Here is a 22760-nt window from a genome sequence, read left to right as displayed (position 1 = left end):
ATCCTTCAGACTTGACCGTGGGAAAATCGGGCGGCGTCTTCATCGCCGCAATAAACGTCTACACCCTTCACCGACAGCGCCTCGACCAATGCGCGGTCGGCATTCTGCTCCAGCACGAGGGAAAGCGGCGGGGAAAAATCATGGACGTGAAAGGCTGCCTTGTGACCGAGCTTTTCGGTGGTGATTGCCGCGACAATCCGCTGGCTGGCGCTGCAGGCAAGCCGCTTGAACACCGCATCCTCGAAAACATCGGCCGAGAGGCCCATTTCAGTCGCGACACCGCAAACGCCGAGAATACAGAGGTCGGGCCGCATCAACTCAAGCTGCCGCAGTGCCATGGCGTCGATCGCAGCACCAACAGCCGGATCGACCTTGCCGCCGATCAGCACCAGATCGATATCGGCTCGCCCTGTCAGTTCGGCGGCAATGGCGGGCGTATTCGTCACGACTGTGAGGTTGAGACCGGCCGGGATCGCTCGTGCAACGGCGAGATTGGTGGAGCCGGCATCGATAAAAACGACCATGCCCGGCTCAAGCAGCGGAACGACGGCACGCGCCAGCATCGCCTTCCGGTCGGCATCCTCGGCAATACGCATCTTCAGCGGCACCGTCGTGCTGTCGGAGAGCAGTGCTCCGCCATAAACCCGCAGACATTCCCCACGCGCCGCCATCTCGCGCAGGTCACGGCGCACAGTGTCTTCGGAAACACCGAAACTCTGGGCCAGATCCTGCGCAAGCACCCGGCCGCTTTGCCGCAACTGCGCGAGGATGAGCGCCTGCCGCTCACTGACAAAATGATCGCTCATCGAAACTCATGCATAAACAGGAACAAACGTGCACGAACATGCATATTCGAGTTTCTGCCGAAGCGCAATAAAAAACGCCCGCCGAAAGGCGGGCGTCTGCAACCTTATCGACGATGCGACAGGGCTTATTCGGCGTAGGAGATCAACAGGTCCTTCGCGTCGATCTGGTCGCCGGGGCGCACCAGAACCTCAGCGATCTTGCCATCACGTTCGGCGTGGAGCGCGGTTTCCATCTTCATCGCTTCGATGGACAGCAGCACATCGCCGGCCTTGACCTCCTGCCCCTGATTGACAAAGACGCGGCTGATCACGCCCGGCATCGGCGCGCCGATATGGGATGCATTGCCGGGTTCGGCCTTGCGGCGCACGGCGGAGCCGGAAGCGCCATGTGCCCGGTCCGGCACCTTGATGCGGCGGGGCTGACCGTTGATCTCGAAGAACACCGTCACCATGCCCTTATCGTCAGTGCCGGATGAGGCCTGATTGACGATGACAAGCGTCTTGCCGCGCTCGATGTCGGCAAACAGCTCCTCGCCATCCTCCATGCCGTAGAAATAGGCATGGGTGGGCAGCACGGAAACCGGACCATAGGTCTCGGCGGTAAGCGCGAAATCGGTGAACACCTTCGGATACATCAGATAGGACGCGAACTCAAAATCGTCGACCTTGCGCTCCAGCTTGGTCTCGATCACCTTCCGCTCCGCGTCGAGATCGGCATCTTCCAGCAGCGAACCCGGACGAACCGTGTAGGGCGCTTCGCCCTTCAGCGCCTTTTTCTGCAGGGCTGCCGGCCAGCCGCCGGGCGACTGTCCAAGATCGCCCTTCAGCATCGACACCACCGAGTCAGGGAAAGACACTTCACGATCAGGGTTTTCGACATCGGCCACCGTCAGGTCCTGGCTGACCATCATCAGCGCCATGTCACCGACGACCTTGGAGGACGGCGTCACCTTGACGATATCGCCGAACATGCGGTTGGCGTCGGCATAGGCCTGCGCCACCTCGTGCCAGCGGCTCTCGAGACCCAGCGAACGGGCCTGTTCCTTGAGATTGGTGAACTGGCCGCCCGGCATTTCATGCAGGTAGACTTCCGAAGCCGGCCCCTTGAGATCGCTTTCGAACGCCGCATATTGATTGCGTACGGCCTCCCAGTAGAAGGAAATGCGGCGGATCCATTCGGTATCGAGACCCGTATCGCGTTCCGACCCCGCCAGCGCCTCCACGATCGAGCCGAGGCATGGCTGCGACGTATTGCCGGAGAAGGCATCCATTGCAGCATCCACGGCGTCGACGCCGGCATCCACGGCGGCAAGAACGGTCGCGGCGGAAATGCCCGAGGTGTCATGGGTGTGGAAATGGATCGGCAGGCTGGTCGCCTCGCGTAGCGCCTTGAACAGGACCCTGGCGGCAGCCGGTTTCAACAGACCCGCCATGTCCTTGACGGCGATGATATGCGCACCGGCCTTTTCAAGCTCGGCGGCAAGGCTGGTATAATATTTGAGATCGTATTTCGGACGCGCCGAATTCAGCAGATCGCCGGTGTAGCAGATGGTCGCCTCGCAGAGCTTGTTCTCCTCGGCAATCGCATCCATCGAGACACGCATATTCTCCACCCAATTCAGGCAGTCGAAGACGCGGAAAAGATCGACCCCGCCCCTTGCGGCCTGGCGGACGAAATATTTGACGACGTTATCAGGATAATTCTTGTATCCGACGCCATTCGCACCGCGCAGAAGCATCTGCAGCAGCAGGTTCGGCGCGCCTTCCCGAATGAGGGCCAGACGTTCCCAGGGGTCTTCAGTCAGGAAGCGCATGGAAACATCGAATGTCGCCCCGCCCCAGCATTCCAGCGACAGAAGCTGCGGCAGCGCCTTGGCGTAAACATTTGCGACCCGGGCGATATCATGCGTGCGGACACGGGTGGCCAGCAGCGACTGGTGCCCGTCGCGCATGGTCGTGTCGGTGACCAGCACACGCTTTTCGTTGCGCATCCAGTCCGCGAAGCCCTTCGGACCGAGCTTGTCCAGCAACTGCTTGGTGCCGTCAGGCGTCGGCGCATCGATATAGGGTACGACGGGCTTTGCCGCCTTGTCGGAGGGTTTCGCACGCCCCTTGGTTTCCGGGTGGCCATTAACGGTCACGTCGGCAAGATAGGTCAAAAGCTTGGTGGCGCGGTCCTGACGCTTGACCTGCGCAAACAGTTCCGGCGTCGAATCGATGAAGCGGGTCGTATAGGTATTGTTGCGGAAGCTGTCGTGACCGATGATGGCTTCAAGGAAGGTGAGGTTGGTCGCAACGCCGCGGATGCGGAATTCGCGCAGCGCGCGGTCCATGCGGTTGATGGCCTCATCCGGTTGCGGCGCCCAGGCCGTTACCTTGACGAGCAGCGGATCGTAATATCGCGTGATGACGGCGCCGGTATAGGAGGTGCCGCCGTCCAGACGAATGCCGAAGCCCGAAGCGGAACGATAGGCAGTGATACGGCCATAATCCGGAATGAAATTATGTTCCGGGTCTTCCGTCGTGATGCGGCACTGCAGCGCGTGGCCGTTGAGGCGGATATCCCCCTGCTTGGGAACGCCGGATTCCGCCGTGCCGATGGCAGCTCCTTCAAGAATATGAATCTGCGCCTTGACGATATCGATACCGGTCACGACTTCGGTGACGGTATGCTCCACCTGAATACGCGGATTGACCTCGATGAAGTAGAATTTGCCGCTATCGGCATCCATCAGATATTCAACCGTGCCGGCGCCGATATAATTGGTCGCGGCGGCGATCTTCAGGGAGTAGGAGGCGAGCTCCTGACGCTGCGCTTCGCTCAGATAGGGCGCGGGCGCACGCTCGACCACCTTTTGGTTGCGGCGCTGGATCGAACAATCACGCTCGAACAGATGCACGACATTGCCATGCGTATCGCCGAGAATCTGGCTTTCGACGTGACGCGCACGCTCGACCAGCTTTTCGAGATAGACCTCATCCTTGCCGAAAGCCGCCTTCGCCTCGCGCTTTGCCTCCGTCACCTCACGGGCGAGATCTTCTCGTCTACGGATGGCGCGCATGCCGCGACCGCCGCCACCCCAGGAGGCTTTCAGCATGACGGGATAGCCGATTTCCTCGGCCATGCGCTCCACTTCCACAATATCATCCGGCAGCGGATCGGTGGCGGGAACAACGGGTACATCAACCGAGATCGCCAGATTACGGGCAGCGACCTTGTTGCCGAGCTGGCGCATCGTATCCGCCGTCGGTCCGATGAAGGTGATGCCGGCCTTGTTGCAGGCCTCCACAAATTCCGGGCTTTCAGACAGCAGACCATAACCGGGATGGATCGCGTCCGCTCCGGAGAGCTTGGCCACACGGATAACTTCCTCAATCGAAAGATAACTTTCGATCGGCCCCATATCCTTGGCGAGATGCGGCCCCCTGCCGACCTGATAGGATTCATCCGCCTTGAAGCGGTGCAAAGACAGCTTGTCTTCTTCCGCCCAAATCGCAACGGTTTTAATCCCAAGCTCGTTGGCTGCCCGGAAAACGCGGATCGCTATTTCGGATCGGTTGGCAACAAGTATTTTCGATATTTTCAAGACGGTCTCCCCACACGCCAAAACAAAATTTCTGCTGCACTGCGGAATTAAGCAGCAAAACCCGGTCTTGGAAAGGGCAATTCGGGAGAGAACCGTCCTGTCGCCGTTAGCTTAGCAGGCCATGGCGAAAAGCGAGCGCGACGGTATGCTGCCTGTTCCTGGCGCTGAAACGGCGCTGGATTCCGTTGATATACCAGTCGACCGTGTGGTTGGAGATGGATAGCTGGCGTCCGATTTCGGTAGAGGTCATGCCATCCGCCATCAGCGTCAGGACCTCCATTTCGCGCCTCGTCAATTCGAGCGCGGAGACTTCCGGGGCATTGTTGAGACCATGGGCCTGGCCCGAAAGATCGAGCAGCCGCCAGAATACCGCGCGTGTCGCCGCATCCAGCAGCTCGACCTGCAGCGACGGCAATTGCCGGTCCTGACCGCCAATGAAGACCGCGCCGATAAAGCCCGCGCGCCCATGCACCGGAAAGGCATAACCGCCTTGCAGACCGTAACGGCCGGCATCGTTAAAAAAGACGCTCGCCCTTTTACGATGCATTGCACGCGGCAGGCCCTCAAGCGCTTCTTTCCACTGAAACGGCTTGTGCACCATGCCGATCACCTTACGGACGGGATCGACGAGATTGTATTTCTTGGCCCTGTAGACCTCGATCCAGCCTTCCGGCAGATGTTGCGCAAGGATCTGGCCGTTAGAGGCAAGCTCCCCGGTCATCCGCCTGCTGACGAGGAAATATTCGAAACCGTATTCGCGGATGAGCGCCACAAATTCGGAGCGCACGTGGTCGGCGTTTCCCGCTTGGTAACAGGCAGAGATGAAATGAAGAATATCATGCATAAAGACACAAGGTCCGGAGCTTGGCTTGAAGGGAATGACACGGAGGACATGGTCCCGCGATGACGTCATGTTACTCGGGCGCCGGTCGGTTCAGATTGAACATATCGTCGTTAGCAATCCCTGAAACGAAGATGCGAAATCTTGTGACGGCGTCCCCCGGGAAACATCGGGTTCGGTTTTTTTCGGTTCGCACGCGCGCTCAATTTGTTAAGCCGCCATTCAGACAGAAAGAGCGATAATTACACAAAATTCGCCGTCTCATGCAACCTTGCTAAAGTAGCAAGGCTTTGAGACCGAACAATCAACAGCTCGAAAAAGACGCACGGACTGGATTGAAAATTTGACCTTGTTTCAGGTTTACACACGCGCTCTGCGCTATCTGACCGTTCATAAATGGCGGGTGACGGTGGTCGTCATCGCCAACGTCATTCTTGCAGCGATCACCATCGCCGAACCCGTACTGTTCGGCCGTATCATCGACGCCATCTCTTCCGGCACCAATGTCACGCCCATCCTCATTCTGTGGGCGGGTTTCGGCGTCTTCAATACCGTCGCTTATGTCGCGGTCGCGCGCGAGGCCGACCGGCTGGCCCATGGCCGGCGCGCTTCGCTTCTGACCGAAGCCTTCGGCCGCATCATCTCCATGCCGCTCTCCTGGCACCATCAGCGCGGCACATCCAATGCCCTGCACACGCTGCTGCGCGCCAGCGAAACGCTGTTCGGCCTGTGGCTGGAATTCATGCGCACGCATCTGGCTACCTTCGTCGCGCTGGTGCTGCTTGTGCCAACCGCCATGTCCATGGACCTGCGCCTCAGCTTCGTGCTGATCGGCCTCGGCATCGTCTACTGGTTCATCGGCAAGTGGGTGATGGGCCGCACCAAGGACGGCCAGGCTTCGGTCGAAGAGCATTATCACAGCGTTTTTGCCCATGTCAGCGATTCCATCAGCAACGTGTCGGTGCTGCACAGCTACAACCGCATCGAAGCTGAAACCAAGGCGCTGAAATCCTTCACCGAAAAGCTGCTGAGCGCGCAATATCCCGTGCTGGACTGGTGGGCCTTCGCAAGTGCGCTCAACCGCACGGCCTCCACCGTTTCGATGATGATCATCCTCGTCATCGGCACCGTGCTGGTGAAGAACGGCGAACTGCGCGTCGGCGACGTCATCGCCTTCATCGGTTTCGCCAACCTCCTGATCGGCCGTCTGGACCAGATGCGGCAATTCGTGACGCAGATTTTCGAAGCCCGCGCCAAGCTCGAGGATTTCTTCGTGCTGGAGGATTCCGTCAAGGAACGGGAAGAGCCGGGCGATGCCCGCGAATTGTCGAATGTCTCCGGCACGGTAGAGTTCCGCAACATCAATTTCGGTTTCGCCAATACCAAGCAGGGCGTTCACGACGTCTCGTTCACGGCCAAGGCGGGCGAAACGGTTGCGATCGTCGGGCCGACGGGCGCCGGCAAGACCACGCTCATCAATCTCCTGCAGCGGGTCTATGATCCCGATTCCGGCCAGATCCTGATCGACGGAACCGATATTTCGACGGTGACGAAAAACTCGCTCCGCAACTCCATCGCCACCGTGTTTCAGGATGCCGGTCTGCTAAACCGCTCCATCCGCGAAAACATCCGCCTCGGCCGCGAATCGGCAACGGATGCGGAAGTGGTGGAAGCCGCAGCGGCGGCCGCGGCAACCGACTTCATCGACAGCCGTATCAACGGCTATCTCACCCAGGTCGGTGAACGCGGCAACCGCCTCTCCGGCGGCGAGCGCCAGCGTATCGCCATTGCGCGCGCTATCCTCAAGAACGCGCCTATTCTGGTTCTCGACGAGGCGACCAGCGCACTTGACGTGGAAACGGAAGCCCGCGTGAAGGCTGCGGTGGATGCGCTGAGAAAGAACCGCACGACCTTCATCATCGCCCACCGTCTTTCCACGGTTCGCGACGCCGATCTCGTGCTGTTCCTCGATCAGGGCCGGGTCATAGAAAAGGGTACTTTCGATGAGCTGAGCCAGCGCGGCGGACGCTTCACCTCGCTGCTGCGCACCAGCGGCCTGCTGACGGAAGAAGAAGGCCAGTCCCGGCCAAAGGCCATAGCGTCCTGACGCCTTGGCAATAGGAATACAAAAAGGGCGGACAACATATTGTCCGCCCTTTTTCTTTGCCTGTTTCGTAAAGACGGTTCCAAGCCATGGGTCCTATCGCAGGATTTGCGCCAAAGAGCTCGCCAGCCAAAAATCGATCTGCCCGAATGGGAAGACATATCCCAGAAAGGCAACGAGACCCGCCGTAACATTGATCAGAAAAACACCGAGAAGCACGCCAAGTGTCACTCCAGTGCCCGTTTTCGAAGGGTAGCGCGCCAGCCAGCACGACAATGCCAAGGACAGGACGGCAAAGAATATAGACAGCGCGGTTTCTGTGAAAGAGACGTTGAATTGCAAGATAACCCTCCTTCCGGCCTGACGAAATTGTCGCGGAACGCGCGAAGACCACTTCCAGTCACTGTTGGTACATTCTGAAACCGGCCGTCCATGACAGTTTCCTGCCAAGACACATATTTCGCAGATGGAGCGCCCGCAAGCACGGCTTCTGCGAGAAGTGGTCGACGACTCCGGGCCTGACACTCCAGCCCGATCCCTGGAGGCTTTCACAGATGACCATATCCCGGCGCCGCCGGCTTTTCGCCGGCAGCTGCGAAAGCCGCTGGGCGTCAGGGCTATCAGCCGCCAAGATGCTCAAACGGACTTGAAGGCAGCCCTGTAAAAATTCAGGCCCCTGCGTCACCGCAGGAGCCTGATCTTAGGCAGATATAGAGCTGACAGCGTCAGTCGAAGGAGATCACCCCATCGCCGGCCGCCAGGTCCTTGCCGTCGACGGATATGGAAACCTCCACCGTACCGGCCTTGCGGCTGACGGTAATGTTTCTTGCTTTTCCATCGAGCGTGATGCTGACCGAGAAACCGCTCCAGTCTTCCGGCAGCGACGGCGAAACATGCAGCTTGCCGCCGGTGCGGGTTATGCCGAGAATCCCCTCGACAGCTGCCCGGTAGAGCCAGCCGGCGGAACCCGTGTACCAGCTCCAGCCACCGCGCCCCGCATAGGCGCCCTCGCCATAAACATCTGCGGTCACCACATAGGGTTCGACCCGATAGGTTTCCGACGATGCCGCATCGAGCGCATGGTTGACCGGGTTCAGCAGCTTGAAGCAGTTCCATGCCTCCTGGGCGCGGCCCTGCCGTGCGAGAGCAAGAACCACCCAGGTCGCGGCATGGGTATATTGCCCGCCATTTTCACGCACACCCGGCGGATATCCCTTGATGTAACCCGGATCGTGCGGCGCACGCGAGAAGGGTGGCGTGAACAGCCGGATGATACCGGTCTTTTCATCGACCAGATGCTCCATGACCGCGTCCATCGCCTGCCGCGACCGGCCTTCTTCGCCTTCGCCGGAGAGAACGCTCCAGCTCTGGCCAAGCGAATCGATCCGGCATTCCTCGCTGCTGGCTGAACCGAGCGGCGTGCCGTCATCGAAGTAGCCGCGCCGGTAATAGCTGCCATCCCAGCCTGCGGTTTCGAGAGCATTGCGCAGTTTTTCGCGGTGCGATGCCCATTTTCCGACGCGGTCGGTATCACCACGCTTCTCGGCGATCTCGATGAAATCGCGCAAAGCCCCGGAGAGGAACCAGCCGAGCCAGACGCTGGTGCCCTTACCGCCGACGCCGACACGGTTCATGCCGTCGTTCCAGTCACCGCCGAGGATCAGCGGCAGACCGTTTTCACCAGTGCGATGAATGGCGAGATCAAGCGCAAGCGCCGCATGTTCGTAAAGCGTGACAGACCGCTCGCTTGTCTCCGGCTGGAAGAAGGCATCATGCTGGCCTGGCATCAACGCCGGGCCTTTCAGGAAGGGGATGTTTTCATCGAGAATGGCGGCATCACCCGTGGCCGAGACATACTGGTTGATCGCATAAGCGAGCCAGACGACATCGTCCGAAATCGTCGTGCGGACACCCGCACCCGTCAGCGGCAGCCACCAGTGCTGCACGTCGCCTTCCGGGAACTGGCGGCCTGCCGCGCGCAGGATCTGCTCGCGGGCGAGATCCGGCTGGTAGAGCAGGAAGGCCAGCGTATCCTGCAGCTGGTCGCGGAAGCCGAAGGCGCCGCTCGACTGGTAAAAGGCGGTGCGCGCCAGAATGCGGCATGCCAGCGCCTGATACGGCAGCCAGTTATTGACCATGTGGTTGAAGCCGGCATCGGGCGTGGAAACCTGCAACTGGCCGGTAAAGCCCGTCCAGAAAGCCTTGCTCGCATCCAGCACCGTCTGGAAGTCCGCCTTGCGGGCATCCTTCACCAGTGCTTCGGCCTCTTCCGCATTGTCGGCATCACCGAGAATGAAGGTCATGTGCCGTTCTTCACCGGGCTTCAGATGGATTTCCTGCATCAGCGCGGCGCAGGGATCACCATCAAGCTCGGTGCTACCGCTGAGTGCGGCACCGGATACGATCCCCTGTGGTGCCTGTGCCGAACCGAAGCGGCCGATGAATTCCCGGCGGCTGGTGGTGAAGCCGCTCACCTCAGTGTCGAGCGTCAGGAAGGACGTGCGGGCGCTATAGTCGATGCTGTAGGGGTTCGACGCGAAGATCGCGTTGCTGCCGGCATCGTGCCTGCTCAGAATGAACGGCGCGGATTTCTGGCCGTTATTGCCGAGCACCCATTCCACATAGGCATAGACCTTCAGGCGGCGGCTTTTCGTGCCCTTGTTGCGAACGATGACCTGCGAGAACTTGACCGGCTTCTCGCGGTCGACGGTCTGCGTCACCTCGACTTCGAGCGTATCCGCCACACCGGTCAGCACGGAGTATCCGAGACCATGACGGGTTTCGAACAGCGCTTCGGGATCACGCGACAGCGCGGCGCAGGGCGTATAGAGCTTTCCTGTCTCGACGTCGGCGACATAGAAAGCCTCACCCGGCCGGTTGATAACCGGGTCATTGCTCCATGGCGTCAGCTGATAGTCGCGCGAATTGCGGCTCCAGCTGAAACCGGCACCTTCGCCCGAAATATGGAAACCGAAATTCTCGTTCGAGACGACGTTGATCCACGGATGCGGCGTGGACTGCCCGCCATTGAGGCGCACCACATATTCCTGTCCGTTTTTGGCGAAGCCGCCAAAGCCGTTCCAGAAATCGAGATCGCCCGCATCCTCGACCGGCTCTGCGACCGGGAAGGCTGGAACAGGCAAACGGGCCTGTGCGGCATCGCTCGTGCCGTCCGGGCCGCGATGGGCCGCAAACAGCGATACAGCGCGGTTGATCTGGTCGACGATTTTGCCGTTGCGCACGTGAAGAACAACACGGGAGGCGGCGAGAAGCGCGCTCCAGGTCTCTTCGTCCATCAGGTCGCGACGCACGGAGAAGACATGCGGGCGCCCGCCATCGGCAGGATTGATGCGGCGCTGCGCCTCGGAAATATGATCCAGCGCATGCTGCATGTCCTGCGCATAGGACGCGGCCCGTTCGTTGACGATGACGAGATCGAAGATCACGCCGCGTGAGCGCAGATATTCATGGGCGCTCAGCGCCTCACGGGCGATATCCATGTCCATATCGTCGTTGATGCGCAGGCTGAAGATCGGGAAATCACCCGAAATGGCGAGCGGCCACAAGGCGCGCTGCGAGGCGAGGCCCGTTTTCAGCGTTTCTGAATCCGCACGCAGATGCATGTCCGGATAGGTCAGATAACGGCCGAGATGCTGGAAGGCGGCCGCCTGCTGCGAGGTGACGCCCACATGGCGCATCTGCACCTGCGTACGCGTCCAGGCATGCACGAGTTCATGCGCAAAAGCGTCCGGATGGCGGTAACGGTCGATCGCCTTGTCGACTTCCTCGCGGCTCGGCGCGGCGATCGTCCAGAAGATCACGCTCACCTTCTTGCCCGCCGGCACGCGCACGGTGCGGCGCAGCGACAGGATAGGATCGAGTGTGAAACCATCCGTACTGGAAAGCGTCGCACCGGTATCAAAGGCAGCAGCTTCGCGCAGCGACCGGCCACGACCGATGAACTTGGCGCGGTCCGTCTCGAATTCCGTCGGGCGTGACGGGCCGGCATTGTCGGCGGCCAGATGCGCGATGACGGTACCCGGCTCGTTCGGGCTGCGACGGTTGCGCCAGGCGCGGATGACGTCACCACGCCGGCCGATTTCCGTCTGCACGAACATGCGCGAGAACAGCGGATGGGCGTTGTCGTCATCTTCCGACGCGATGACCGGCTCCATATAGGAGGTCACTTCAATATAGCGATCCTCGGAACCGACGTTCAGCAGGGTGATACGGCGGCCTTCGGCATCGTGCTCGGTGGCGACGATGCACTCAACCACGCTCTGCAGATCGCCTGTTGTCTTGTGGAACTCGGCCTTGTCATCGGTGAAGATCGTCTTGGTCTTTTCACCTTCGATAACGCGCGGTTCTGCCGTCGCACTCCACCATTGCCCATTGGTGGTATCGCGCAGGAAGATGAAGGTGCCCCAGCGATCTTCGGTCGGGTCGGCCTTCCAGCGGGAAATCGCCTGGCCGTTCCACTTTGAATAACCCGCGCCCGTCGAGGTGAGCATGGTCGAATAATGGCCGTTCGAGAGGAACACCACTTCGCGGTCGCGCACCGCCGGATCGGCGATGGAGCGCACCTCGGCACGCAACAGGTCGGCCTGTTCCTTGCCGGGCGTTTCCGGCTCGTATTTGGCGCTCATGACCGGAACTTCGCGCGGCGCCTTTTCCTGCAGCAGCAGTTCGGCCGCCTCGATCACCGGATCGGAGTGGAACAGTTCGCGCAGCACGCCGTCAAAGGCGACGTTGGCGACAGCCGCAATCGACATGCCGTGGTGGTGGGCATAATAGTTATAGACCACCGCGCAGACCTTGCCGTCAGGCACACGCGTCGGCGTGAAATCCACCGCATCGTGGAAACCGTACTGGCCAAGCGCGCCAAGCTTGCGCAGCTTGTCGAGGTTCTCAAGCGCACCGTCAGGATCGTACTGGCTGGCGAGGATCGACGCATAAGGCGCGATCACCGCATTCTGGCCAAGGCCACGCTTGAGGCCAAGGGTCGGCACACCGAAGTTGGTGTATTGATAGTTCATGTTGTGATCGCGGGCGTTGAAAGCCGCTTCGGAAATGCCCCATGGCGTGCCGAGACGACGGCCATGGTTCATCTGCTCCTTGACGATCAGATTGTTGGTCTGGTTGAGAATGCCACCCTGACGCTCCTGCATGACAAGCGGCGGCATCAGATATTCGAACATCGAACCCGACCACGACACCAGTGCGCCCTGCGCGCCGATCGGCACGACCTGCCGGCCGAGACGATACCAGTGCTCGGTCGGCAGATCGCCCTTGGCGATGGCAAACAGGCTGGTCAGGCGGCATTCGGAAGCCAGAAGGTCGTAGCAGGCTTCGTCCAGCTCCTTGCTTTCGACACGATAGCCGATCGACAGCAGACGGCGATCCTTGCGATAGAGGAACGTGAAGTCCATCGAGAAGGCGAGATTGCGGCTGCGGTCGCGCAGCGAAGCAAGACGCTGGCGCAGCGGCTCCATATTGGTGAGGTCGATGGCGCTGTCGGAAATATGCGACTCGCAGCATTCCACCAGCAATTGCGCCCAGCGCGTCACTTCCGCGCTCTGGGTCGATTTCACCTCGTGGTCGACGTTGGTGGCAAGCTTCTGGATATCGCGCGCAAGTACCGCCAGATTGATGACGCGGATCGAGGCGAATTCATGCTCGCGCTTGACGGAGGCGAGCGCGTTCGAGAAACCGATGATGCGCTCTTCGAGACGGCGGTGCAGCGGACGCAGGTTCTTGCGGTTGTCAGGCAGGGCCTTCAGCGTTTCGCGCAGGATGCCGGCAACGTCGCCGATACCGTCGAGATTGCCCTGAAGGTGGGCGGAAGGAGCTTCCGCCCAGTCACGGCAGGCGGACGAGACCGCAATCAGGTGACCGGCGAGATTGCCGCTGTCCACCGCCGAAACATAGCGCGGACCAAGCGTCTGCAACGTGTCCGTATGGTACCAGTTATAGAGATGGCCGCGATACTTCTCCATTTTCTCGACGGTCTGGATCGTGTTTTCGATCCGCTCCAGCGTATCGGCAAAGCTGATCCAGCCGAACTGGCGCGCCGAAATGACGGACAGCAGATAAACGCCGATATTGGTGGGCGAGGTGCGCGAGGCGACGATCGGCTCCGGCGTTTCCTGGAAATTGTCCGGCGGCAGATGGTTTTCCTGCGGCGTCACGAAAGTCTCGTAATAACGCCAGGTGCGGCGCGCGATCTTGCGCAGCTCGAAGGAGACGTGTTCGGAGACGAACAGCCGATCCTCTGTTTCAGCCGACTGGCTGACATACCAGGCAACGGCAGGCGACAGGACCCAGAGCAGCGTGAAGGGAATGCCGATCAGGAAGGCATTGTCACCCGGCAGCGCAGCAAACAGCAGGCCGAGCATCGCCACCACGGGCGCGTGCCACATCTGGCGATAATAATCGATGATGCTGCCTTGCGCGCTGGACTGGATGCTGGCGGCGGTGCGCCATTCCAGCATCAGCTTGTGGCTGACGAGCAGACGGTAAAGCGAACGGACAATCGCGTCCGTCATCATGCAGGCGGCATCGGCAATGAAGACAATGCGCAGCGCAACTTGCGCGTTGGTGGCGCGGATTTCCGACCAGATGGTATGGAAATGCGCCTGCGGCACGATGTCGGTGGAACGCGGCACGAGGCCGGAGAGCAGCGAAAGCGTCGGCGCCACGAAGAGCGAGAAGATCAGCAGGATCTGCCAGATCAGCGCGCCGAGCGGATCCATGAAATACCAGCCGAGGATGGAGGCGAAGAACCAGGCGATCGGTGTGAGCGAGCGACGCAGATTGTCGACCATCTTCCAGCGACCGATGGCGGTAACGCCGCGGGCGCGATCGAGAATATAGGGCAGGAGCTGCCAGTCGCCACGGGCCCAGCGATGCTGGCGCGAGACTTCCACCTCATAGCGGGTCGGGAAATCCTCGACCAGTTCCACGTCGGTCACCAGCGCGCAACGCGCAAACGAGCCCTCGAGCAGATCGTGGCTGAGGATCGAGTTCTCTTCGATACGGCCCTTCAGCGCCGCCTCGAAGGCATCCACATCGTAGAGACCTTTGCCGGTGAAGGTGCCTTCCGAGGTCAGGTCCTGATAGACGTCGGAAACGGTGAAGACGTAAGGATCGATACCGCGATTGATCGAAAAGACGCGCTGGAAGACGGAAGCATCTTTGCCTGTCGTGAGCGAGGGCGTTACGCGCGGCTGTAGCAGGCCGTAACCTTCGACAACACGGCCGGAAACAGGATCGATCACCGGACGGTTGATCGGGTGATGCATCTTGCCAACGAGCTTGGTCACCGCATCGCGCATCAGGCGCGTATCGGCATCCAGCGTCATGACATATTTGACATCGGTCGGCACGATGTTCGCGCCGCCGAGGAATGTCGTATCCTTGTCGCCGCGCAGCAGCATGTTCAGTTCATGCAGCTTGCCGCGCTTGCGCTCCCAGCCCATCCAGCAGCCTTCGGCCGGATTATAGATGCGGCGTCGGTGCAGCAGGTAAAAACGCGTCTTGCCGTCAAAGGCATAACGGCTGTTCAGCGCCGCAAGCTCGCGCTTGGCATAGTCGAGGATCTCGAGATCCTCATCGGATTGCTCATATTGCGCATCGCGCCAGTCGCTGACGAGCGAGAAATAAATCTCGCCATGCGGATTGGCGAGATAATGCACCTCGATATTGCGCATCATCTCGTCAACGCTGTCGCGGCTGGTGAGCATGCAGGGCACGGCAACCAGCGTGCGGGCATCCTGTGGAATGCCGTTCTTGAACTCGTATCCGACCAGCCGGAACGGTTTTACGAAGAAGGTGACGAGCGTGTTGAAGAGACCGGTTGCCCCTTCCGAGGCCGGCAATGCGAACATCAGCAGGAAGGCGGTGACGACATACCACGGCATGCCGGCTTCCGCGAGGAACCAGCCGACCGCCAGCATGGCAAACGCGGTGATCAGAAGCACCGGCGCGGCGATTGCCAGCCAGTTGAACTTACGCATCGAGCGCACGATGTGCTGCGACACCAGCGGCCGGTAACCCAAAGCCTTTTCAAGCTCAAAACGACGCTGGCCGACAAGCACGGAGCCGACATTGACGCGATGGTTTTCATCAGCCCCGGCTGGTGTCTCCGAACGCGCCATTTCGACGGCGGCGCGCGCCACCTCAACTTCGGTCTTGGGGGAGCGACGTGCCAGAAGCTCGATCGTGTTGCGATAGGTGTTGCGCGAACCGAAATCGAGAACTTCGTAATCGGTCTCCTCGCGCAGAACCTTGTCGATATGGCTGACTTCCTCAAACCACACCGACCATTCGGTATCGTCGATTTCGCGCAGGCTCTTGACGATGTTGCCCATCGTCACATTGCCGGACGCCAGACGATTATGTTCCGACATCATGACATTTTCGGCATCGGTGCCGGCGGCATGCAGGCGCTCTTCCAGCCAGGCAACGGCAAAGCCCGATGTCTGCGAACCGTTGCGCAGACGATAAAGGAACTGTGTCGCGAAAGTCGGATCGTCGACCAGCGAATCGACCTGTTTCAGAAGCGCGGCCGACGCCTCGGCATCGTTCAGCCGGATGATCTCGTCGACGACCTCGTTCGCCTTCTGGCGCATGCGGCGCGAGCGCTCGACGCGAATGGAGATGCGGCGAAGATTTTCAATGAGGACAAAACGGATGATCGACGGCAGTGCCCACAATTCGCCGATCTGCAGCGTCTTCGAGGTCTGGTAGCCATCCACCAGCGCTGTCATGTTCTCGCGCGAAACCGTGCTGTGGGTATGGGCGACATAAAGCCAGCCAAGCGCCATGACCCGCGGGATCGTCACGCCGCCCACCGTCATCGTCGGCAGCTGGCGATAGAATTTGCGCGGAAAATCGCGGCGCACTTCCTGGATCGCTTCTTCGATGACGTAGTGGTTGTCGAGCAGCCATTCCGCAGCCGGCGTGATCGTCGCGCCATTTTCCGCATCGACGGCCGTCGTGCGGTAGACCCTGAGGATTTCCTTCTCGTTCTCGCGGTGACGCTCGAAGAAATCGAATTCCATGAAACCGGGAAGGCTGTCGGCACCGTCGCGGGAAAGCGCGGCACCCGCATCATGCAGTTCCTCGATCGTCATATAGGACGCGCGGATCGAATCATTATGATCGATCTGCTTCGTCTCGGAATCACGGGCGGCGGCGGTCGGGGTGATATGAAATGACATCGGGCTCGTATTCTGAACTTAAGGGAAACCTGTTCGACTTGACCGGCATTTCGTCCGTGGCGGGAACACGCACGAAAATCGGGCCACGCTATATTTATGACTTATCCTGAACCTTCGGTGAACCGGGCCGGGCGCCGGACGGATCGGATCATCCGATGACGGATGTCCGTGGGCGCAGCATCGTGCAGGGCAATTTTTCCGAGGTGCCTGCAAAGCAGGAGATCGGTGCAGACAGCGAGTTTCCGGCGACAGGAAAATTTCATCCTGCGGCCCGGCAAAGCCGTTCCAACCGGATTTCGCACACTCCCCGACGGCGAAAATTGTTCGCGCAACGCCCGATAGTCCCCCGTTGACAACCTGAAGGGCAACGCGAAACCAAGGAGGCCCGCGCCACATCCGAAAGAAGCTAATGCCCCAGGACGTCAATAGTTCCATGCCACCTGTCGCGGCACGATGCAAGCGTTGAATTTCTGGGTGTTTCGGCACCGGAAACGCCCCTTACATGGCCCTGCATATGCTGCTATGTCATTTGCCAAAGGCGCCGGAAACAAGCGGCGAAACCCGGGACTTCAAAAATGACCAGACAGACCGCCAACGTCACCTCTTTTGCCAACCACATGCCGGATGTGGTGGCGATCCGCCACCACCTGCACCGCCATCCTGAAATCGGCCTGTCCGAGTTCAAGACGTCGGATTTCATCGCCGAAAAGCTGGTGGAAATGGGCTATGAGGTGACGCGGGGGCTCGCCGGGACCGGCATCGTCGCCACGCTGCGCAATGGCGACAGCACACGCACGCTCGGCATCCGTGCCGATATCGACGCCCTGCCGATCCACGAGGAAACCGGGGCGGAATATGCAAGCGCCAATCAGGGTGTAATGCATGCCTGCGGCCATGACGGCCACACCGCCATGCTTCTGGGGGCGGCAAAGATCATTGCCGAACGCCGGAACTTCGAGGGAACGCTGCATCTTATCTTCCAGCCCGCGGAAGAGAATTTCGGCGGCGCCCGCATCATGATCGAGGACGGCCTGTTTGACCGCTTCCCCTGCGATGCGGTTTTTGCCCTGCATAACGATCCCGGCGTGCCCTTCGGGCAATTCGTGCTGCGCGACGGGCCGATCCTTGCCGCCGTCGACGAGTGCAGGATCACCGTCAACGGTTATGGCGGCCACGGCGCCGAACCGCAGGATGCGGCAGACCCCATCGTTGCCGGCGCAAGCATCATCATGGCGCTGCAGACCGTGGTGTCCCGCAACATCCATCCGCAACTGTCGGCCGTCGTCACCGTGGGCGCATTCCACGCCGGTGCGGCGAGCAACGTCATTCCCGAAACGGCAGAGATGCTTCTTACCATCCGCTCCTTCGATGCCGGCGTCCGCGACGAGCTGGAAAAGCGCATCCGGGCGATAGCGGAAGGTCAGGCGGCGAGCTACGGCATGAGCGTCACCATCGATTACGAGCGCGGCTATAATGCAACCGTCAACCACAAGGCGGAAACGGACTATGTCGCCGATCTCGCCCGCCGTTTTGCCGGCGCTGAAAAGGTAGCCGAGATGCAGCGCCCGTCCATGGGCGCGGAAGACTTCGCCTATATGCTGGAAAAACGGCCCGGCTGTTATTTCTTCCTCGGCACGGCGCGCACCGACAACGACCCGCCGCTGCACCATCCGAAATTCGACTTCAATGACGACATCCTGCCGATCGGAACGGCTTTCTGGGTCGATCTGGCCGAGGATTACCTCAAGGCGTGACAAACAGTAAAAGGCCGGTCGGAGGAGCGACCGGCCTTTTGTTCTCAAGTTACCTGATGGGAAAAGTCGGGAGGATCAGGGAACGAGACCGAGAATAACCGCGGCGACAAAGGCCACGCACACGCCGACAAGAGCCGCATGCACCGAATCTCTCCAGTTGCGCGGCGACTGGGGCTGCGAGACAAAGTCTTTTACTTTTCCTGCCTTGGAATAAGACATTGTGCACTCCCTTCCCTGTCAGGCCCGCCGGAGCGGGCAATGGTTAATTTCAACCAAAGAATAGCTTTATCCCCTACCATTCCAGTAGAGATAAAATTCCATAAGAAGCGCCAATTGGGAAAAATAGGGGTCGCCACTTGCCTCCCAACAAGCATCAATCTACCCATCGCGGAATATTAACGCGGCAGGACGGCGTTCGTTCAGGCGAACAGTCCGTGGACGGGAAGAGATGACGGATATCGACGCCATCATCATAGGCGCGGGGGTAATCGGGCTTGCGGCGGCCCGTGAGCTTTCAATGCGCGGCCTTTCCATCATCATCCTCGAAGGTGAGAAGGAATTCGGCTCCGCGACCTCCTCCCGCAACAGCGAGGTCATTCACGCCGGGCTCTATTATCCGGCCGGAAGCCTCAAGGCCCGCCTCTGTGTCGAGGGTAAAAAGCAGCTCTATGTCTTCTGTCAAAGCCATGGTGTTGCACACCGCCGCTGCGGCAAGCTCATCGTGGCTGCAGAGGAGGCTGAGACGGCCCTGCTGGCCGCACTCAAGGACAAGGGTGAGGCGAACGGCTGCGAAGATCTGGAACTGATCGATGGGCAGGAGGCGCTTTCGCTCGAACCCGCCCTCGCCTGCAGGGCAGCCCTGTTTTCGCCCTCGACCGGCATCATCGACAGCCATGGCTATATGCTGGCATTGCTCGGCGAGGCGGAAGACCACGGCGCGGCTCTTGCCTTGAATGCTCCCTTCGAAAGGGCGGAGCCGATCGGCGAGGGTTTCCGGGTCCATGTCGGTGGCAGGGACCCCATGAGCCTGACATGCCGGCTGCTCGTCAATTCCGCCGGCCTCGTCGCACCCATGGTGGCAAAAGAGATCGCGGGATTGCCGGCCCATGCCATTCCGCAGCCGCGTTTTGCCAAGGGCAGCTATTTTTCGCTGACGGGCAAGCCGCCGTTTTCACGGCTGATCTACCCGGCACCGCACACCCACGGCCTCGGCGTGCATCTCACTCTCGATCTTGCCGGCCAGGCCCGGTTCGGCCCTGACGTGGAATGGGTCGAGAGCATCGATTACGCCGTCAATCCCCGCCGCATGGAGGGTTTCGGCGAGGCGATCCGCCGCTATTGGCCGGGCCTTCCCGAGGACGCCCTGATCCCCGCCTATTCCGGCATCAGGCCGAAGATTTCCGGCCCCGACGAACCCGCCATGGATTTCCGTATCGACGGGCCGGAAACCCACGAACTTGCCGGCCTCGTCAACCTGTTCGGCATCGAAAGCCCCGGCCTCACCGCCTCGCTGGCGATCGCCGCAGAGGTTGCGGCTCGGCTCGAGGACTGATCTCACGCCGCCGCTTCAGCCAAAGCGGGACAGCGCATCCGCCATGATCCCGGGATCGACATTGCCCCCTGAGGCAACCGCAATCACCGCATCGCTCTCCAGCTCGCGGCCATGAAACAGCGCTGCCGCAAGAGCCACGGCGCCGCCGGGTTCAATGACGATCTTCAGCCGGTTGAAGGCAAGCACCATGGCCCGCAGCGCTTCCTCATCGGTCACGGCAACGCCTTTTCCGCAAAGCTTGGCCAGAATAGGGAAAGTGATGTTGCCGGGCTGCGGTGTGATGATCGCATCACAGATGGAACCGGAAGTCGAAACGTTACGCTCGATCTTGCCCGATGCGAGCGAGCGCGCCACGTCATCGAAATGCTCGGGCTCTGCGGTCCTGACTTTGTAGGCCGGCGCCTTCGCGGCAAGTGCGAGCGAGATGCCGGATGTAAGGCCGCCGCCCCCGCAGGGCACGAGAACCTCGGCCGCGCCAATCCCCAGTTCCGTGCCCTGTTCGGCAATCTCAAGTCCCACGGTCCCCTGTCCTGCAATGACAAGCGGCTCGTCGAAGGGCCTGATCAGCGTCAGCCCGCGTTCGCGTGACAGGCGATCACCGATGGCGTCGCGATCTTCGTTCACCCGGTCATAAAGCACCACCTCTGCGCCATAGGCACGGGTATTGTCGATTTTGATCTTCGGCGCATCCGATGGCATGATGATGACAGCGGGAACGCCATGCAGGCGGGCGGCGAGCGCCACACCCTGCGCATGGTTGCCGGAGGAAAAGGCGATAACACCCTTGGCGCGCACCTCCGCCGGCAGGCCGGACACTGCCGACCAGCCGCCGCGAAACTTGAAGGAACCCGTTCTTTGCAGGCATTCGGCCTTCACGAACAGCTTTCGTCCGGCAATCTCGTCCAGAAAAGGTGATGACAGCAATGGTGTCCGCACCGCATGGTTGCCGATACGCTGGCACGCGGCCTCTATCATCGAAATATCTGTCATGCCCTGTCCCTGTAACGCGGATTCGGGGATACATTAGGAGGTCGCAATCAATTACGAAACCACCCGGAAAAGAAAAATCCCCGGACGCAGCCGGGGATTTTTCTTCATTCTCGCTCAGTGATTATGCCGGGGCATCTTCTCGGCGATCCTGCGGAAATCCGCAGCCCCTTCCAGAACCGCGCCATCCGAAAGCTGGGTCACCGATTGACGGTAGATACGCTGCCAGGGCGTTGCATCCGCCGGTACAGCAGGAATGCCGTCGGCCTTGCGCGCTTCCAGTTCCGCCTCCGGCACCAGCGCATTGCACTCGCCTTTGTTGAAGTCGATGCGGATCACATCGCCGGTGCGCAACCATGCCAGCCCGCCGCCAGCCGCACTTTCCGGCGAGGCGTTGAGGATGGACGGGCTGTCAGCCGTTCCCGATTGCCGCCCGTCGCCGATTGTCGGCAGGCTGGTAATACCTTTTTTCAACAGCGCATCCGGCGGCTGCATGTTGACGACCTCAGCCGAACCAGGCCAGCCGAGCGGACCGGCTCCGCGAATGACAAGGATGGTGCGCTCATCGATATCCAGCGCCGGGTCGTTAATGCGGGCGTGATAGTCTTCCGAACCATCGAAAACAACGCATTTGCCCTCGAAAATCCCCTCGCGGCCCGGCTCGCTCAGATAACGTTGCCGGAATTCCGCCGAAATCACGCTCGTCTTCATGATGGCAAAGTCGAACAGATTGCCCTTGAGAACCAGGAAACCAGCCCGTTCCTTGAGCGGCCTGTCGTAAGGCAGGATCACGTCGCGGTCGGTCGATTCCCGCCCTTCGAGATTTTCCGCCATGGTCCTGCCTGTCACGGTCGGACAGTTTCCGTCGAGCCTGCCGGCCTGCAGAAGCTCCCACATGATGGCGGGCGTGCCGCCGGCGCGGTGATATTTCTCACCCAGCCATTTGCCGGCCGGCTGAACGTTGGCCAGCAGCGGAATGTCGTAACCGTGGACCTGCCAGTCCTCCTCGCGAAGTTCAACGCCCGCATGTTTGGCCATTGCCGCCAGATGCGGCTGGGCGTTGGTAGAACCGCCAATCGCCGAATTGACGCGGATCGCGTTCAAAAACGCCTCGCGCGTCATGATATCGGAAGGCTTGATATTCTCGACAACCAGTTCGACGGCGCGGCGACCGGTGCGATAGGCCATCTGGCCGCGTTCACGGTAAGCGGCCGGGATCGCACCACAGCCGGTGAGCGACATGCCGAGCGCCTCCGCCATGGCGTTCATGGTGGAAGCGGTGCCCATGGTGTTGCAATGGCCGACCGACGGGGCTGATTCCAGCGCTGCCTGTAAGAATTCCTCGCGGGTGATTTCGCCCGCGCCATATTTGCGGCGCATGCGCCAGATCACCGTGCCGGAACCAACCAGATCGCCGTCGTGATAACCGTCGAGCATCGGGCCGCCGGAAAGGACAATGGCCGGAATATCCACCGTGCTTGCCGCCATCAGCGCCGAAGGCGTGGTCTTGTCGCAGCCCGTGGTCAGAACGACGCCGTCGAGCGGATAACCGTAAAGCACTTCCACGAGGCTGAGATACGCAAGATTGCGGTCAAGGGCCGCCGTCGGGCGCTTGCAGTTTTCAAACATCGGGTGGGTCGGAAACTCGATGGGAATGCCGCCCGCATCGCGGATACCGTCCCGCACCCGCTTGACCAGTTCCACATGGACGCGGTTGCAGGGCGTCAGATCGCTGCCGCTCTGGGCGATGCCGATGACCGGCTTGCCGGAACGCAGCTCCTCCGGCGTCACACCATAATTCATGAAGCGCTCCAGATAGAGCGCCGTCATGTCGAGATGGTCAGGATTGTCGAACCAGTCCTGGGATCGCAGGCGGCGTATGGGTGCCTTGTCGTCGCTCATGAGATC

At 60.5% G+C, this 22760-nt stretch carries 11 protein-coding genes; 3 read left to right on the top strand and 8 right to left on the bottom strand.

What is annotated here, in order from left to right; genetic code table 11:
- Window positions 1-5 precede the first annotated feature (5 nt).
- The 3 genes from N434_RS06015 to N434_RS06005 form a co-directional block, all read right to left on the bottom strand.
- Window positions 6-806, bottom strand: a complete 801-nt coding sequence (locus tag N434_RS06015) for a DeoR/GlpR family DNA-binding transcription regulator (protein WP_110756658.1) — start codon at window positions 804-806, stop codon at window positions 6-8.
- A 125-nt stretch (window positions 807-931) separates the two neighbouring features.
- The gene (gene pyc, locus N434_RS06010) at window positions 932-4393 is read right to left on the bottom strand and encodes a pyruvate carboxylase (protein WP_110756656.1); all 3462 of its coding nucleotides are present in this window, start codon (window positions 4391-4393) and stop codon (window positions 932-934) included.
- A 106-nt stretch (window positions 4394-4499) separates the two neighbouring features.
- On the bottom strand, window positions 4500-5237 hold the full coding sequence (locus N434_RS06005) for a helix-turn-helix transcriptional regulator (protein WP_065114342.1): 738 nt from the start codon (window positions 5235-5237) through the stop codon (window positions 4500-4502).
- A gap of 340 nt (window positions 5238-5577) precedes the next feature.
- Between N434_RS06005 and N434_RS06000 the strand changes: the two genes are divergently transcribed.
- Window positions 5578-7341: a glucan ABC transporter ATP-binding protein/ permease gene (locus N434_RS06000; RefSeq protein ID WP_065114343.1), complete on the top strand. Its 1764-nt coding sequence runs from the start codon at window positions 5578-5580 to the stop codon at window positions 7339-7341.
- Between the two features lie 93 nt (window positions 7342-7434).
- On the opposite strand, the gene N434_RS05995 is transcribed toward N434_RS06000, so the two are convergent.
- Together N434_RS05995 and N434_RS05985 are read right to left on the bottom strand one after the other, a co-directional pair.
- A complete protein-coding gene (locus tag N434_RS05995; RefSeq protein WP_110756654.1) occupies window positions 7435-7680 on the bottom strand; it encodes a hypothetical protein in 246 nt (81 codons plus the stop codon).
- Between the two features lie 383 nt (window positions 7681-8063).
- Window positions 8064-16559, bottom strand: coding sequence for a glycoside hydrolase family 94 protein (locus N434_RS05985; RefSeq protein WP_110756650.1), 8496 nt, complete (start codon window positions 16557-16559; stop codon window positions 8064-8066).
- A 575-nt stretch (window positions 16560-17134) separates the two neighbouring features.
- Between N434_RS05985 and N434_RS05980 the strand changes: the two genes are divergently transcribed.
- The gene (locus N434_RS05980; protein ID WP_065114346.1) at window positions 17135-18313 is read left to right on the top strand and encodes a M20 aminoacylase family protein; all 1179 of its coding nucleotides are present in this window, start codon (window positions 17135-17137) and stop codon (window positions 18311-18313) included.
- A 75-nt stretch (window positions 18314-18388) separates the two neighbouring features.
- Here N434_RS05980 and N434_RS05975 read toward each other — a convergent pair whose 3' ends face one another.
- A complete protein-coding gene (locus N434_RS05975) occupies window positions 18389-18532 on the bottom strand; it encodes a hypothetical protein (protein WP_081284474.1) in 144 nt (47 codons plus the stop codon).
- 229 nt (window positions 18533-18761) lie between these two features.
- Here N434_RS05975 and N434_RS05970 point away from each other — a divergent pair, with 229 nt between their 5' ends.
- Complete coding sequence (locus tag N434_RS05970; RefSeq protein ID WP_110756647.1) at window positions 18762-19865, top strand: NAD(P)/FAD-dependent oxidoreductase; 1104 nt, start codon at window positions 18762-18764, stop codon at window positions 19863-19865.
- 15 nt (window positions 19866-19880) lie between these two features.
- Here the strand turns inward: N434_RS05970 and N434_RS05965 are convergent, their stop codons facing one another.
- Both N434_RS05965 and N434_RS05960 read right to left on the bottom strand, forming a co-directional pair.
- Window positions 19881-20855, bottom strand: coding sequence for a threonine ammonia-lyase (locus N434_RS05965; protein ID WP_110756646.1), 975 nt, complete (start codon window positions 20853-20855; stop codon window positions 19881-19883).
- A gap of 114 nt (window positions 20856-20969) precedes the next feature.
- A complete protein-coding gene (locus N434_RS05960) occupies window positions 20970-22754 on the bottom strand; it encodes an IlvD/Edd family dehydratase (RefSeq protein ID WP_110756644.1) in 1785 nt (594 codons plus the stop codon).
- Window positions 22755-22760 lie beyond the last annotated feature (6 nt).

The sequence above is a fragment of the Rhizobium sp. UGM030330-04 genome, from assembly GCF_003208455.1.
Classification (GTDB): Bacteria; Pseudomonadota; Alphaproteobacteria; order Rhizobiales; family Rhizobiaceae; genus Agrobacterium; species Agrobacterium rhizogenes_A.
Note: the sequence above shows the minus strand (reverse complement) of the source record. Positions and strands in the feature narration are given on the sequence as shown.

Excerpts from the sequence above, each read along its gene's own strand:
- N434_RS05960 (WP_110756644.1), bottom strand. The coding sequence starts at position 22,754 with ATGAGCGACGACAAGGCACCCATACGCCGCCTGCGATCCCAGGACTGG.
- N434_RS06015 (WP_110756658.1), bottom strand. The coding sequence starts at position 806 with ATGAGCGATCATTTTGTCAGTGAGCGGCAGGCGCTCATCCTCGCGCAG.
- N434_RS05965 (WP_110756646.1), bottom strand. The coding sequence starts at position 20,855 with ATGACAGATATTTCGATGATAGAGGCCGCGTGCCAGCGTATCGGCAAC.
- N434_RS05970 (WP_110756647.1), top strand. The coding sequence starts at position 18,762 with ATGACGGATATCGACGCCATCATCATAGGCGCGGGGGTAATCGGGCTT.
- N434_RS05975 (WP_081284474.1), bottom strand. The coding sequence starts at position 18,532 with ATGTCTTATTCCAAGGCAGGAAAAGTAAAAGACTTTGTCTCGCAGCCC.
- N434_RS05985 (WP_110756650.1), bottom strand. The coding sequence starts at position 16,559 with ATGTCATTTCATATCACCCCGACCGCCGCCGCCCGTGATTCCGAGACG.
- N434_RS05980 (WP_065114346.1), top strand. The coding sequence starts at position 17,135 with ATGACCAGACAGACCGCCAACGTCACCTCTTTTGCCAACCACATGCCG.
- N434_RS06005 (WP_065114342.1), bottom strand. The coding sequence starts at position 5,237 with ATGCATGATATTCTTCATTTCATCTCTGCCTGTTACCAAGCGGGAAAC.